The 13792-nt window shown below is 59.8% G+C and carries 15 protein-coding genes; 11 read left to right on the top strand and 4 right to left on the bottom strand.

What is annotated here, in order from left to right:
* Positions 1-3: 3 nt before the first annotated feature.
* Together J2046_RS06285 and mepA are read right to left on the bottom strand one after the other, a co-directional pair.
* A complete protein-coding gene (locus tag J2046_RS06285; protein ID WP_037151501.1) occupies positions 4-384 on the bottom strand; it encodes a methylglyoxal synthase in 381 nt (126 codons plus the stop codon).
* A 118-nt stretch (positions 385-502) separates the two neighbouring features.
* Entirely contained in the window at positions 503-1522 is a 1020-nt protein-coding gene (mepA, locus tag J2046_RS06280) for a penicillin-insensitive murein endopeptidase (RefSeq protein ID WP_233469600.1), read from the bottom strand.
* Between mepA and J2046_RS06275 the strand changes: the two genes are divergently transcribed.
* From J2046_RS06275 to pncB, 8 genes are all read left to right on the top strand, one after another.
* Entirely contained in the window at positions 1521-1670 is a 150-nt protein-coding gene (locus J2046_RS06275) for a hypothetical protein (RefSeq protein ID WP_210050885.1), read from the top strand. The genes mepA and J2046_RS06275 overlap by 2 nt on opposite strands.
* Positions 1671-1755: 85 nt before the next feature.
* Positions 1756-3600 carry an extracellular solute-binding protein gene (locus J2046_RS06270; protein ID WP_210050340.1) on the top strand — a complete coding sequence of 615 codons (1845 nt, stop codon included), beginning with the start codon at positions 1756-1758 and terminating at the stop codon, positions 3598-3600.
* Between the two features lie 144 nt (positions 3601-3744).
* Positions 3745-4827 (top strand): microcin C ABC transporter permease YejB, encoded by a 1083-nt coding sequence (locus J2046_RS06265; RefSeq protein ID WP_210050338.1) that lies wholly within the window; start codon positions 3745-3747, stop codon positions 4825-4827.
* Positions 4827-5972, top strand: coding sequence for an ABC transporter permease (locus J2046_RS06260; protein WP_210050337.1), 1146 nt, complete (start codon positions 4827-4829; stop codon positions 5970-5972). Before J2046_RS06265 ends, J2046_RS06260 begins: the two co-directional genes overlap by 1 nt.
* A gap of 4 nt (positions 5973-5976) precedes the next feature.
* Positions 5977-7605 carry an ABC transporter ATP-binding protein gene (locus J2046_RS06255; RefSeq protein ID WP_210050335.1) on the top strand — a complete coding sequence of 543 codons (1629 nt, stop codon included), beginning with the start codon at positions 5977-5979 and terminating at the stop codon, positions 7603-7605.
* 17 nt (positions 7606-7622) lie between these two features.
* The gene (locus J2046_RS06250; protein WP_210050334.1) at positions 7623-8573 is read left to right on the top strand and encodes a 2-hydroxyacid dehydrogenase; all 951 of its coding nucleotides are present in this window, start codon (positions 7623-7625) and stop codon (positions 8571-8573) included.
* Between the two features lie 78 nt (positions 8574-8651).
* Positions 8652-8984 carry a hypothetical protein gene (locus J2046_RS06245; protein ID WP_210050884.1) on the top strand — a complete coding sequence of 111 codons (333 nt, stop codon included), beginning with the start codon at positions 8652-8654 and terminating at the stop codon, positions 8982-8984.
* Positions 8985-9148: 164 nt separating this feature from the next.
* Positions 9149-10456: a nicotinate phosphoribosyltransferase gene (pncB, locus tag J2046_RS06240; RefSeq protein WP_210050332.1), complete on the top strand. Its 1308-nt coding sequence runs from the start codon at positions 9149-9151 to the stop codon at positions 10454-10456.
* A gap of 31 nt (positions 10457-10487) precedes the next feature.
* On the opposite strand, the gene J2046_RS06235 is transcribed toward pncB, so the two are convergent.
* Positions 10488-11045: a methyltransferase family protein gene (locus J2046_RS06235; RefSeq protein ID WP_210050331.1), complete on the bottom strand. Its 558-nt coding sequence runs from the start codon at positions 11043-11045 to the stop codon at positions 10488-10490.
* A 147-nt stretch (positions 11046-11192) separates the two neighbouring features.
* On the opposite strand from J2046_RS06235, the gene J2046_RS06230 reads away from it, so the two are divergent.
* The 3 genes from J2046_RS06230 (at position 11193) to J2046_RS06220 (ending at position 13646) form a co-directional block, all read left to right on the top strand.
* The gene (locus J2046_RS06230) at positions 11193-12050 is read left to right on the top strand and encodes an alpha/beta fold hydrolase (RefSeq protein WP_210050330.1); all 858 of its coding nucleotides are present in this window, start codon (positions 11193-11195) and stop codon (positions 12048-12050) included.
* Between the two features lie 95 nt (positions 12051-12145).
* The gene (locus J2046_RS06225; RefSeq protein WP_210050329.1) at positions 12146-12541 is read left to right on the top strand and encodes a response regulator; all 396 of its coding nucleotides are present in this window, start codon (positions 12146-12148) and stop codon (positions 12539-12541) included.
* Between the two features lie 97 nt (positions 12542-12638).
* Entirely contained in the window at positions 12639-13646 is a 1008-nt protein-coding gene (locus J2046_RS06220) for an NAD-dependent epimerase/dehydratase family protein (RefSeq protein WP_210050328.1), read from the top strand.
* A gap of 41 nt (positions 13647-13687) precedes the next feature.
* Here the strand turns inward: J2046_RS06220 and J2046_RS06215 are convergent.
* Positions 13688-13792 (bottom strand): hypothetical protein (locus tag J2046_RS06215; protein ID WP_210050852.1); only part of this gene is annotated, 105 nt, incomplete at its 5' end.

The raw sequence follows: 13792 nt of genomic DNA, 5'->3' as shown, positions 1-13792 counted from the left end.
AGCTCAGTCCTTCTGAAAGTCGATGAGTTTTTCGGCTGTAGCACGGTTGAGTGCCATGGGTATATCGTAGACGGTCGCAAGTCGCGTCAGCGCCTTCACGTCGACGTCATGGGGCAGCGCGCTCAAGGGATCGATGAAGAAGATCAGCATATCGACCTCGCCGGTGGCGATCATCGCGCCGATCTGCTGATCGCCGCCGAGCGGGCCGCTCTTCAGCCTGGTGACCTCAAGCTCCGGGCAGGCGTCCTGGACCCGCCCGCCCGTCGTGCCGGTCGCGACGATGCGGAAACGGGCGAGCGCGTCCTGATGATGGCGGGCAAAATCGGCCATGTCGTCCTTCTTCTGATCGTGCGCGATCAGTGCGATGCAGGCTGTGGCCGACATGAGGGTATCCTTCCCGAAAGCGACATTCAATCGATTTGCAACGCGTTCTAGCGCGCCAGCTCATCCTTGGGAAGGTGGAGGAGGGGCCGGCGCTTTCAACCGCCGGCCCGTTCGATGATTATTGTAGCGGGCGCGGCACAGGAATCGGCACATTGGCGGCGGCGACGGGCGGATCGTTGATAATCGCCTCGATGTTTTTCACGGGCGAGGGTGCCGCCGGCCGATCGGTGTAGGCCATGGCGCTGCCGCCGAAGGTCGCTTCGTCTTCGGAACGGGAGGAGGAGGCAAGCACGGCCGCGCAGGCTTTCGGAAGGTCGGACAGGGTGACCGGGCGCGGTTTGATGGGCTTCTTGTTCGGATCAGGCTTCGGCGGCGCCCATGGCTCCTTGGTGAACCACCAGGCAAACGCCTTGCTGTTGCAGTCGTCGTCCTTCGGCACCGCAGCCTGCTTCCGGCAGCTCGCGGAACCCGGCGGGCAGGAGATACGGATGTGGAAATGTTCGTCGTGGCCGTAGATCGGCCGCACCTTGCCAAGCAGGCTCCGATCGCCGGTCCAGGTCTCGCAGAGCTTCTTCTTGATCGCCGGGTTGACGAAGACGCGTTCCACCTGCGGATAGCTAGCCGCCTGCATGATCACCCGCGCATGAGTGTTCGTCCATTTCTTCGGATCGACGGTGAGGAACTTGCTCTTGTCGAGCATGGAGGTGAAGGGCATGCTTTCGCGCTCCTGCGGCGAAAGCGGCTGCGCCGGCTTAGGGGTGAACCAGACATCCGCATCGAGGCCGATTTGGTGCGAGGAATGGCCGGAAAGCATGGGGCCGCCGCGGGGCTGCGAAATGTCGCCGACGAGGATGCCCGATCCCCAGCCGAGCTTAGCGGCATCGCGGGAGAATTGCTCCAGAAGCGCGATCATTTCCGGATTGCCCCAGCGGCGGTTGCGCGAAAGGCGCATCGCCTGCCAGGTCGGGCCGTCGGTGGGCAGCGCAACTGCGCCGGACATGCAGCCCTTGGCGTAGAAACCGAGCGGCTCGGCGTCGGCGGCGCTTGGAAGCTTCGCGGCGCCGAAAAGCTGCTTTGCCGGTGTCGCTTCCTGAGCCATCGTGGCCCCCGTGAATGTACCGCAAAGGAAAGCGGCCATGGTCAGCCGCAAAATTGTCCTCGAAATCAAAGTCATGCCCGTCCGCCGCAAATCACCCGATGGCTTTGAATCTACCGTGAAACAAGATTTTGGTGAAATGGAGATCAAGCCGGAAGCGGCAATTTCACGCGATTTCCCTGGCGGATAAAACGGTTGTGAGTGGTCAACTCCTGTTTTTTGCCTGCTTTTGCCCTATGCTTCACGGCAACAAACAAACCAATAAGGGGTTATGGATGATCTTCGCCCGGCTGAAGATGGGTTTTGCAGTCGTTCTCGCGACGACTGTTCTTGTGGCATCGGCATCGGCAACGGCGGCCCAGGAACCGAAATGGCGTCACGGCATGGCTGTCATCGGCGACCTGGAACTGCCGGAAGACTTTAAGCAACTCCCCTATGTCGACGCGAATGCGCCGAAGGCCGGCGAATTGCGCCTCGGCGATGAAGGCACTTTCGACAACCTCAATCCCGTGATCGACCGTGGCACAGTGGCTGCGGGCGCCGGCATAATTTACGACACGCTCATGAAGCGGTCAGAGGACGAGGTTTTCGGTACCTATGGTCTTCTGGCCGAGGCTGTGTCCTATCCGGACGACATGTCTTCGGTCACCTTCCGGCTGAGGCAGGAGGCGAAATGGGCGGATGGCCAGCCGGTCACGCCCGAAGACGTGATCTTCAGCATGGAGAAGCTGAAGGAGCATAGTGCCTTTTATTCCGGCTATTACCGCCACGTCACCGGCGTGGAAAAGACCGGCGAGCGCGAGGTGACCTTCCGTTTCGACGAAAAGAACAACCGCGAACTGCCCTCCATCGTCGGCGATTTTCCGGTTTTGCCGAAGCACTGGTGGGAGGGCAAGGATGCGCAGGGCAAGCAGCGCGATATTTCCCGCACCACGCTCGAGCCGCCGATGGGATCGGGGCCTTACAAGATTGCATCGGTCCAGCCCGGCTCGACCATCCGCTATGAGTTGCGGGATGATTACTGGGGCAAGAACCTGCCGATCAATATCGGCCAGTACAATTTCCGGACGGTCAGCTACACCTATTTCGCCGACGCCGACGTGGAATTCGAAGCCTTCCGCGCCGGCACGATCGATTACCGCCAGGAGAACAGTTCGAGCCGCTGGGCGACCCGTTATGATTTCGACGCGGTGAAGGACGGACGGGTCACGAAGGAGGCGCTGACCAATCCTTTCAAGGCCACTGGCGTCATGCAGGCGATGGTGCCGAACATGCGCCGCGAAATCTTCAAGGACGAGCGGGTACGCGAAGCGCTGAATTACGCCTTCGACTTCGAGGATATGAATAAAAACCTCGCTTATGGTGGCCTGAAACGCGTCGATAGCTTCTTCTGGGGCACCGAACTCGCCTCCTCGGGTCTGCCACAAGGCCGCGAACTGGCGATCCTGCAGGAGCTGAAAGACAAGGTTCCGCCGGAAGTCTTCACCACGCCCTATACCAATCCCGTCGGCGGCGATCCGAACAAGGTGCGCGACAACCTCCGCACCGCCGTCAACCTATTCAAGGAGGCCGGCTGGGAACTGAAGGGCAATCGCATGGTCAATGTGAAGACCGGCCGACCGATGAGCTTCGAGATACTGCTCAACAGCCCGTCGTTCGAGCGATCCGTCAACCCGTACGTAGCCAGCCTGAAGAAGATTGGTGTCGAGGCCCGCATCCGCACGGTCGATGCCTCGCAATATATCAATCGCGTCAGGAGCTTCGACTACGACATGATATGGGGCATTTGGGCGCAGACCATGAATCCCGGCAATGAACAGTCGGAATATTGGGGTTCTGAATCAGTGGATCGTCAGGGCTCGCGCAATTATGCGGGCATTGCCGATCCGGCGATCGACGCGTTGATCCGCAAGATCGTCTTCACGACCGATCGGGAAGAACAGGTTGCCGCCGTCAAGGCGATGGACCGGGTACTCCTGGCCAACCACTATGTCATTCCGCTCTTTTACTCCGGTGAGGCGAAGATTGCCTATTGGGACCGCATAACGCATCCGGAAAAGCTGCCGGAATACGGCATCGGCTTTCCCGATATCTGGTGGTCCAAAACCGCTGGGAAGTGAAGGATGGAGCGCGGGCTTGCGCGGGCCTTCGGCAACTGTTCCAAATGAGCCCGATGATTCGCAAGAGAAAACGAGGGAAAGCCATTTGATTTGCGCTGAGATACGCGGTGAGGCAATGCTCGTTGTGCCGGGCAGGGAATTCTGATGGGCGCCTACATCCTCCGCCGTCTCCTGCTGATGATCCCGACCATTGTCGGCATCATGGCGATTTCCTTTCTCGTCGTGCAGTTCGCGCCCGGCGGCCCTGTCGAGCAGATCATTGCCCAGATCCAGGGCCAGGATACCGGCGACCGGCTTTCCGGCGGCAGCAACGATCTTGCGGTCCAGGGCGGTGGTGAAGAAAGCCGCTATCGCGGCGCCCAGGGCCTCGATCCGGAATTCATCAAGAAGCTCGAACAGCAATTCGGTTTCGACAAGCCGCCGCTGACGCGCTTCGTCGACATGATGTGGAACTACATCCGTTTCGATTTCGGCGAGAGCTTCTTCCGCAACACGTCTGTTCTCGATCTCATCATCGATAAGATGCCGGTTTCTATCTCGCTTGGCTTCTGGATCCTGATCGTCTCCTACGTAATCTCGATTCCGCTCGGCATCCGCAAGGCAGTAAAGGACGGTTCGAGCTTCGACGTCTGGACCTCGGGCGTCATCATCATCGGTTACGCGGTGCCGAGCTTCCTGTTCGGCATCCTCCTGATCGTGCTTTTCGCCGGCGGCTCCTTCTTCGACTGGTTCCCGCTGCGCGGCTTGGTCTCCGACAATTTCGCCGAACTCTCCTGGTGGGAGAAGATTATCGACTATTTCTGGCATCTCACACTGCCGCTGATCGCCATGTCGCTCTCCGCCTTCGCCACGACGACGCTGCTGACCAAGAATTCCTTCATCGACGAGATCAAGAAACAATATGTGACGACTGCACGCGCCAAGGGCCTCAATGAGCGGCAGGTGCTTTATGGCCACGTATTCCGCAATGCCATGCTGATCGTTATTGCCGGCTTTCCCGGGGCTTTTATTTCCGCCTTCTTCACCGGCTCGCTGCTGATCGAGAACATCTTCTCGCTGGATGGACTCGGGAGGCTCGGTTACCTCTCGATCATCAATCGCGATTACCCGATCGTCTTCGGCACGCTCTACATCTTCTCGCTGATCGGTCTGGTGGTGAATCTCATTTCCGACCTCATCTATACCTGGATCGATCCGCGTATCGATTTCGAGCGGAGGGACGTGTGATGGAAGCGTCCGCCGTTGCGACGACACCCGTAGCGCCGCCGCGCAAGCGGCCGTTCCTGTCGCCGACCAACAAGCGCCGGCTCGCCAATTTCCGGGCAAACAAGCGCGGCTTCTGGTCCTTCTGGATATTCATGGTCCTTTTCGTGCTCAGCCTGCTGGCCGAATTCATTGCCAACGACCGGCCGATCATCGCCTCCTACAAGGACGAAATCCTCTATCCGGTCTTTATCGATTATCCGGAGGAAAAGTTCGGCGGTTTCCTGGCGACGACCGACTACCGCTCCGACTATATCCAGCAGGAAATCGAGGCGAACGGCTGGATGATCTGGCCCCCCATCCGCTATTCTTACCAAACGGTCAATTCCAACATCCCGCATTCGGCTCCGACCAAGCCCTTCTGGCTGATGGAAAAGGGTGATCGCTGCAAGGCCTATCCGCAGGGCGATCAAGACCCGAATTGCACTCTTGGCAACCTCAACTGGCTCGGCACCGACGATCAGGCGCGCGACGTCACCGCCCGCATGATCTATGGCTTCCGCATCTCCGTCCTGTTCGGTCTGGCGCTTACCATCTGTTCGGCGATCGTCGGGGTCGCTGCCGGCGCGGTGCAGGGCTATTTCGGCGGCTGGACCGACCTTTTGATGCAGCGTTTCATCGAGATCTGGTCCGCCATGCCGGTTCTCTACATCCTGCTGATCATTGCCTCGATCCTGCCGCCCGGCTTCTTCATCCTGCTTGGCATCCTGCTGCTCTTCTCGTGGGTCAGCCTCGTCGGCGTGGTGCGTGCCGAATTCCTCAGGGCGCGCAATTTCGAATATGTCAGGGCTGCGCGAGCGCTCGGCGTCGGCAACTGGACGATCATGTACCGGCATCTCTTGCCGAATGCCATGGTGGCGACCCTGACGTTCTTGCCATTCATCCTGTCCGGCTCGATCGCGACGCTGACCTCGCTGGATTTCCTCGGGTTTGGCCTGCCGCCCGGTTCGCCTTCGCTTGGGGAAATGATCTCGCAGGGCAAGAACAACCTCCAGGCACCATGGCTGGGTTTCACGGCCTTCTTCACCATGTCGATCATGCTGTCACTGCTGATCTTCATCGGGGAAGCGGTGCGCGATGCCTTCGATCCCAGAAAGACGTTCGGGTGAGCCGATGACTGATCCTTTGCTCTCCGTCCGCAATCTCTCCGTCGCCTTTCATCAGGGCGCAGACACTACCCTTGCCGTCGATGGGGTTTCCTTCGATATCCGGCCGGGGGAGGTCCTAGCCCTGGTCGGCGAATCCGGTTCCGGCAAGTCGGTGACGGCAAACTCTATCCTGAAACTGCTGCCCTATCCGTCCGCCAGCCATCCTTCGGGCGAGATTCTGTTCGAGGGCAGGGATCTGCTCAAGGCTTCCGAGCCTGAATTGCGCCGCGTGCGCGGCAACGACGTTACCATGATCTTCCAGGAGCCGATGACCTCGCTCAATCCGCTCCACGCGATCGAGAAGCAGATCGGCGAAATCCTCCAACTGCATCAGGGCATCACCGGGCAAGCGGCCCGCATCCGCATTCTGGAACTTCTGAACCAGGTCGGCATCCGTGAGCCGGAAAAGCGGCTGAAGGCTTATCCGCACGAGCTTTCCGGCGGACAGCGGCAGCGCATGATGATCGCCATGGCGCTCGCCAACCGTCCGAAGCTTCTGATCGCAGATGAACCGACGACGGCTCTCGACGTTACGGTACAGGCGCAGATCCTCGATCTTCTGCGGGGTCTCAAGGGTGAGCATGGCATGTCCATGCTGTTCATCACCCATGACCTCGGAATCGTTCGCAAGTTCGCGGACCGCGTCTGCGTGATGACCAAGGGCAAGATCGTGGAAACCGGGGCAGTCGAAGACGTTTTCGCCAATCCGCAGCATACCTATACGCGCCATCTGCTCGCTTCCGAGCCGAGGGGCGAGCCACCGCAGACCGATCCTTCGAAACCGGTGGTCATGGAAGGCAAGGACATCCGCGTCTGGTTCCCCATCAAGGCAGGGCTGTTGCGCAAGGTCGTCGATCACGTGAAGGCTGTGGATGGTGTCGATCTGACACTGCGCGCCGGCGAAACGCTGGGTGTCGTCGGCGAATCCGGCTCTGGCAAGACGACGCTTGGATTGGCGCTTGCCCGCCTTATTTCCTCGCAAGGGCGCATTGTCTTCATCGGCAACCAGATCGATCAGTTCTCGTTCAAGGAGATGCGGCCGTTCCGCGACCGGCTGCAGGTGGTCTTCCAGGACCCCTATGGATCGCTCAGCCCCCGCATGTCGGTGGGCGATATCATCGCGGAGGGGTTGAAGGTGCACGAGCGAGCTCTTTCTGCCGACGAACGCGACGAGCGTGTCGCCTGGGCGCTGACGGAAGTGGGGCTCGACCCCGCCACGCGCTGGCGGTATCCGCACGAATTTTCCGGCGGCCAGCGGCAGCGCATCGCGATCGCCCGCGCCATGGTTCTGAAGCCGCGTTTCGTGATGCTCGATGAACCCACTTCGGCGCTGGACATGACCGTGCAGGCGCAGGTGGTCGACCTGCTTCGAGATCTGCAGAAGAAACACGATCTCGCCTATCTCTTCATCAGTCACGACCTCAAAGTCGTGAAGGCGCTCGCCAACCATGTCATCGTCATGCGGCTCGGCAAGGTGGTGGAGGCAGGGCCGTCGGAGCGGATTTTCCGTGCGCCGAAGGAGGATTATACCCGTGCGCTGATGGCCGCCGCCTTCAATCTCGAAGCCGTCGAGACCGGCGCCGTCAGCCAATAATCGTCAAAGGTAAGCTCATGTCTGCGAAAAAACCGGTCGTCATCGATCTGAAGTTCGAACGCCGCGAGGTGGATACCGCACTCGCCAGTGCCTTTCCTGGCCGGACGGTGCTGCATGCCTCGGATCCAGAGCTCGATCTTTCGGAAGCACGTTACGCAGTCATCTGGAAACCGGCGCCGAACCTCTTTGAGCGCACGCCGAAGCTGGAAGTCCTCTTTTCGGGCGGTGCGGGTGTCGATCACATCCTGTCCATGCCGAGCCTGCCGGACATCCCGATCGTTCGTTTCGTCGACGAGAGCCTGACCACTCGGATGAGTGAGTGGGTCGTGCTGCAATGCCTGAGCCACCTTCGTCAGGTGCCGGCCTATCTGAAACAGCAGCGCGAACAGCACTGGCGTGAGCTTTCGCAGCCGGAGGCGAAGGATCTCACTGTGGGGGTCATGGGGCTCGGGGTGCTTGGCCTCGATTCTGTGAAAAAGTTGAAGGCCATGGGCTTCGACGTGATCGGCTGGTCGCGCAGCAGGAAGATGATCGAAGGTATCGAAACATTCGACAGTGGCGAATTGGACGCCTTTCTGGCGAAGACGGACATTCTCGTCGGTCTCCTGCCGTTGACGCCGGATACCCGCAGCATCTTCGATGCGTCGCTTTTCGCAAAGCTTCGGCAGGGCGGCGCGCTTGGCAGACCCGTCTTCATCAATGCCGGTCGTGGCGGCAGCCAGGTGGATGCCGATCTTACCGCGGCACTCCGGAAAGGTATCCTCGGCGGCGCTTCGCTCGACGTTTTCGAGCAGGAGCCTCTGCCGGCCAATAGCCCCTATTGGGCGATGGAAAATGTCATCGTCACGCCGCATGCAGCTTCGGCTTCCGATGTCCGGGCACTGTTCCGCAATGCCGAGGCCCAGATGGAGCGGTATGAAGCGGGTCAGCCTCTTCAGCACGTGGTGGACCGCAGGACCGGCTACTAAGCACCCCGGAACATTCGCATCCGCCAGCCGTTCTTGTCCATGGGCCGGGTTAGTCCGGCTCGGACAAGGAGCGAATTCATGGATACCCGTCCCGATCCAGAAGGCCCCGAGAAGCGGCATCCGAACCCCATTGGCTCGCCGGTAGAGGAACCGATGAGCCCGACTGAAGCCCGCCAGGGGCGAAGGGGTTTTCCTGTCCTGATGGTTCTGATTGCAGGCCTCATCCTCGCGATGCTCGCATGGGGCGGCGCCGAATGGTGGGGGGAGGCCACCGCGCCTCCGTCTGAACAGACAGCAACGCCACCTGCGGGCAGCACGGCGCCGCAAAATCCGGACGCCGCACCCTCTGCCGATCCGGCCAATCCGCCGGCATCCATGCCTCCGGCAGGCAACGCGCCGGCCAACAACTGACAGCCGGGATAAGGTCTCTCGGCCGCGATCTTAGCGGCCAGAATTGTGTTCTGGACTTCCGCGGCATTTTTTTCGATAAAACTGCCGGAGGTTGATCAGCCGTTGCCTCCGAATGCATCTCAGGCGGTGGAGCCGGTCTTCTCAGAGATCGGGGCAAGGGCAGCATGACGACCAAGACCGATATCGCGACCAGGGTTTACAACCACACCTGGAAGCTCGACCCGATCATCCGCAGCTTGATCGATACGGATTTCTACAAACTCCTGATGCTGCAGATGATCTGGAAGCTCTATCCTCAGATCGACGCGACCTTCTCCGTAATCAACCGCACGACCAGCGTCAAACTGGCCGAGGAGATCGACGAAGGAGCACTGCGCGAACAGCTCGATCACGCCCGCACGGTGAGCCTTTCCAAGAAGGAGATGATCTGGCTCGCAGGTAACACCTTCTATGGCCGCAAGCAGATTTTCGAACCGGAATTCCTGAACTGGCTCTCCACCTATAAGCTGCCCGAATACGAACTCTCCAAGCGTGACGGTCAGTATGAGCTGAATTTCTACGGGAAATGGATGGAGACGACGCTCTGGGAAATTCCCGCGCTGGCCATCATCAACGAGCTGCGTTCACGTGCCGCCATGCGCTCGTTCGGCTATTTCACACTCGACGTGCTCTACGCGCGGGCGAAGGCCAAGATGTGGGAGAAGGTCGAGCGGCTGAGGAAACTTCCAGGCTTGCGCATCTCCGATTTCGGCACCCGCCGGCGCCACAGCTTCCTCTGGCAGCGCTGGTGTGTCGAGGCGTTGAAGGAGGGCATCGGCCCGGCTTTTACCGGTACGAGCAATGTGCTGCTCGCCATGGATTCCGACCTCGAAGCGGTCGGCACCAATGCCCACGAACTGCCGATGGTCGCCGCGGCACTCGCCAGAAGCGATGAGGAATTGCGCAATGCGCCCTATCAGGTTTTGAAGGACTGGAACCGGCTTTATCATGGTAACCTGCTCATCGTCCTGCCGGATGCTTTTGGTACAGCCGCCTTCCTGCGCGATGCACCGGATTGGGTGGCCGATTGGACCGGCTTCAGGCCGGACAGTGCTCCACCGATCGAAGGCGGCGAGACGATCATTGCCTGGTGGAAGAAGATGGGCCGCGATCCGAAAAACAAGCTGCTGATCTTTTCCGACGGACTCGATGTCGATGCGATCATCGACACCTACAAGCATTTCGAGGGTCGGGCCCGCATGAGCTTCGGCTGGGGCACCAACCTCACGAACGACTTTGCCGGCTGTGCCCCTCGCGAGATCGCCGGCCTGATGCCGATCTCCGTCGTATGCAAGGTCAGCGAGGCGAATGGTCGCCCGGCGGTTAAGCTTTCGGACAACCCCCGCAAGGCGACCGGCGATCCGGCCGAGGTGGAGCGCTATCTGAAATTCTTCGGTCAGGAGGGACGGCACGACCAGGCCGTCCTGGTTTGAGGATTCGTCAACGAAACAGGTCGGGAGAGAATCAGTCCCGGCCGATGCGCGGGATGAAAAATCCCGTCCTGCGCTTGTATTCCCGGTATTCGTCGGCAAGCTGCGAGGTCTCGAAATTGCGCTCCTCCATCCTCGCCGCGGCGATATAGACGATCGCGAAGAAGATCACGGGAACCGGCGACCAGATCGACGACCAGGAAGCCAGCGCCCATCCGGACCAGAACATCAGGTAGGAACTGTAGAAGGGATGGCGGAGATAGCGGTAGGGGCCATCGGAAACGATGCCGTGGGGCAGGGCGGGATCGAAAGCGAACCGCAGGCGGGCCTGGCGCGAGGCCCAGATCGCCCACCAGAAGAGGGCGGCGGCGGCGATCTCGATGATCAGGCCAACGGTCTGCACCCAGAGCAGTTGCGTCCCCGTCCATTGCAGGTAAAGGAAAAGCAAAGTCGTCAGTATCACCGCCGCGGATATGAGACGGGCTCTCCAGGTCATGGCAACCGAGGTGAAGTGGTTCTTCAGCGACCACGTATAAAAGCTGATGACCGTAATACTGGTGATGGTAATGAGGGTATCCAAAATGCCTTGCATAACTCTGTCCCCGCGAGCGATGCAAAGGTTAACGATCCGTTCATCCTGTTACAAGGCAGTTTGGTGCGCGCCTTCACAGTTTAAAGCTTTCTTTGTGAAAAAGCCCCAGACTTTATCGATGTTATATCTGAAGTCAGGAATGACGGCGTGAAGGCCGCGGAACGAACGATCACGACCCGGCACGGGCGCATCCGAATAAGCGATACGCAGGGCGCCGGCCTTCCGTTGCTCTTCTTGCATGGCTCTTCCTCCTCACGGAAGGTTTTCGAGCGGCAATATGATCCGAGGCTCCTGGAGAAGACGCGTATCCTGGCCCTCGACCTGCCCGGACACGGCGAATCCGACGATGCGGCTGACCCTGACATCGCCTATACGATGACCGGCCTTGCCGAGACGGTAGAGGACGTTCTCGGCAGGTTGGGCATTCATCGGCTCACGGTATTCGGCTGGTCGCTCGGCGGTCACCTCGCGATCGAGCTGCTGGCCCGCAACCATGCGGTGGAGGGGATACTCATCGCCGGCACTCCGCCCGTCGCGCCGGGCCTGATCGGGATGCTGCGAGGGTTTCACCCGTCATTCGACCTCATGCTGGCCTCGAAGCCGAACTGGTCCGAGCGGGATATCGATCGCTTCGAAAGCATCTGTTTCGGCCAGAGCGCGACACCCGACATACGCAATGGGCTCATCCGTACGGATGGCCGGTTGCGGGCAGTCTTCTCGCGAAGCATGCTGCGCGGCGACGGCCACAATCAGCGCCGTGCCGTGCTGGATGCCGATGTGCCTGTGTTCCTCGTCAATGGCGGGGACGATCCATTCATCCGCCAAAGCTATGTCGTCGGCTTCGAGGATCGCGCTCGCGATCATCATGTTGAAGTGATCGAAGGCGCCGGACATGCCTTGTTTCGGGAGAGGCCGGAGCCTTTCAACACCATCTTGGAGCGCTTCGTCGATACCGTGCTCGTGAGACGTACGATGCAGGCACCGCGTGCAGCCTCTTCATCTTGAGAGGTGCGATCAAAAAAACACGTCAGGTTTGCCGGCCCCATTGCCAATGGTCGATCGGAATCTATTTGCCTCCTTGAAGCCGGGAGGATCTGGCCATGGAATACCGTTTCCTGATTGTCGAGGACAGCCCGCTGGTGGTTATGGACATCGAGGATGCGATTCAGCGAAGTGGGCATGAGGTCGTCGGCATCGCGCCCGACATGACGGGCGCGCTGAACTATACGCATGAGACGGATATCGCCTTCGTGGATGTACACCTTGCCGATGGTGAAACCGGTCCCGAGATCGCAAGGGCGCTTGCCGAATACGACATCGTCGTGATCATGATTACCGGCAATCTAGGTCGGGTCGCGTCCGGGGTCTCGGGTGCGGTCGGCGTCATGGCGAAGCCGCTCACCGACCAGGCCTCCATGGACCTGATCCAGTTCGCCGTCGACCGCAAGAACGGCCGGCCGGGAACCCCGCCGGCAAGATTGCGGCTTTTCCATTAAATTCAGCCTGCTCGACCAAAACAGGTTGTTCAATCCGTTGACGACAGGCTATGGCAATCAACGGATTGGGATACATCCAGGCAGCAGCGGGCTCACAATGCGTTATTTCATCACCGGAACGGCAGGCTTCATCGGTTTCCATCTGGCGCGGCGCCTGCTTGAACAAGGGCACGAAGTGCTCGGCTTCGATGGCATGACTCCCTATTACAGCCTTCGCCTCAAGGAGGCACGCAATGCGGGATTGGCGCAGTTTCCATCATTCCGCCCCATCATGGGCATGCTGGAAGACAAGGCGCTGCTGGAAAGATCCTTGGCCGATTTCAAGCCGGATATCCTCGTCCACCTCGCCGCGCAGGCAGGCGTGCGTTACAGTCTCGAAAATCCCAAGGCCTATCTCGATTCCAATCTTGTCGGGTCCTGGAACATCCTGGAAATCGCCCGCACCTATGGTGTGGGACACCTGATGCTTGCCTCGACGTCTTCGGTTTACGGTGCCAATCCGGAGGTTCCGTTCCGGGAGACCGACAAGGCCGATGAGCCGCTCACGTTCTATGCAGCAAGCAAGAAGGCCATGGAGGTGATGGCCCACAGCTACGCCCATCTCTATAAGGTGCCGACCACCGCATTCCGCTTCTTCACCGTCTACGGACCGTGGGGCCGGCCGGACATGGCGCTCTTCAAGTTCGTCAAGGCAATGATCGAGGATCGCGAGATCGAGGTCTACGGCGAAGGCAGGATGAGCCGGGATTTCACCTATATCGATGATCTGGTGGATTCGATCGTCGATTTGTCGCGCATCCATCCCGGTGAGGATAACCGCGTCCCCGAGGTTGACACGCTCTCCAGTCAGGGGCCGTTCCGTATCGTCAATATCGGCGGTGGCCAGCCGGCCGGCCTCCTCGACTTCGTCGAGACGATCGAACGGATCATGGGAAAGCCGGCAAAACGCAAGATGCTGCCGATGCAGAAAGGCGATGTGCCGCGGACCTTCGCAAGCCCAGATCTGCTTGTTGCGCTCACCGGCAGGAAACCCGAGACGAACCTGGAAGAGGGCGTCAGAGCTTTCGTTCAGTGGTATCTGGATCATCGGCACGAGATCGACTGATCGGTGCCAATGATCCGGAACCGCCCGAGGCCCCGATCGTCTCAGCCCCTCCCGAATTCGTCGGTTATACGGATGATGTCGTCTTCTCCGAGATAGGAGCCGGTCTGGACCTCGATCATTTCGAGGATGATCTTGCCGGGGTTGGC

This window comes from Neorhizobium petrolearium, assembly GCF_017873175.1.
GTDB lineage: Bacteria > Pseudomonadota > Alphaproteobacteria > Rhizobiales > Rhizobiaceae > Neorhizobium > Neorhizobium petrolearium.
This window is presented reverse-complemented; position numbering and strand designations above follow the sequence as displayed.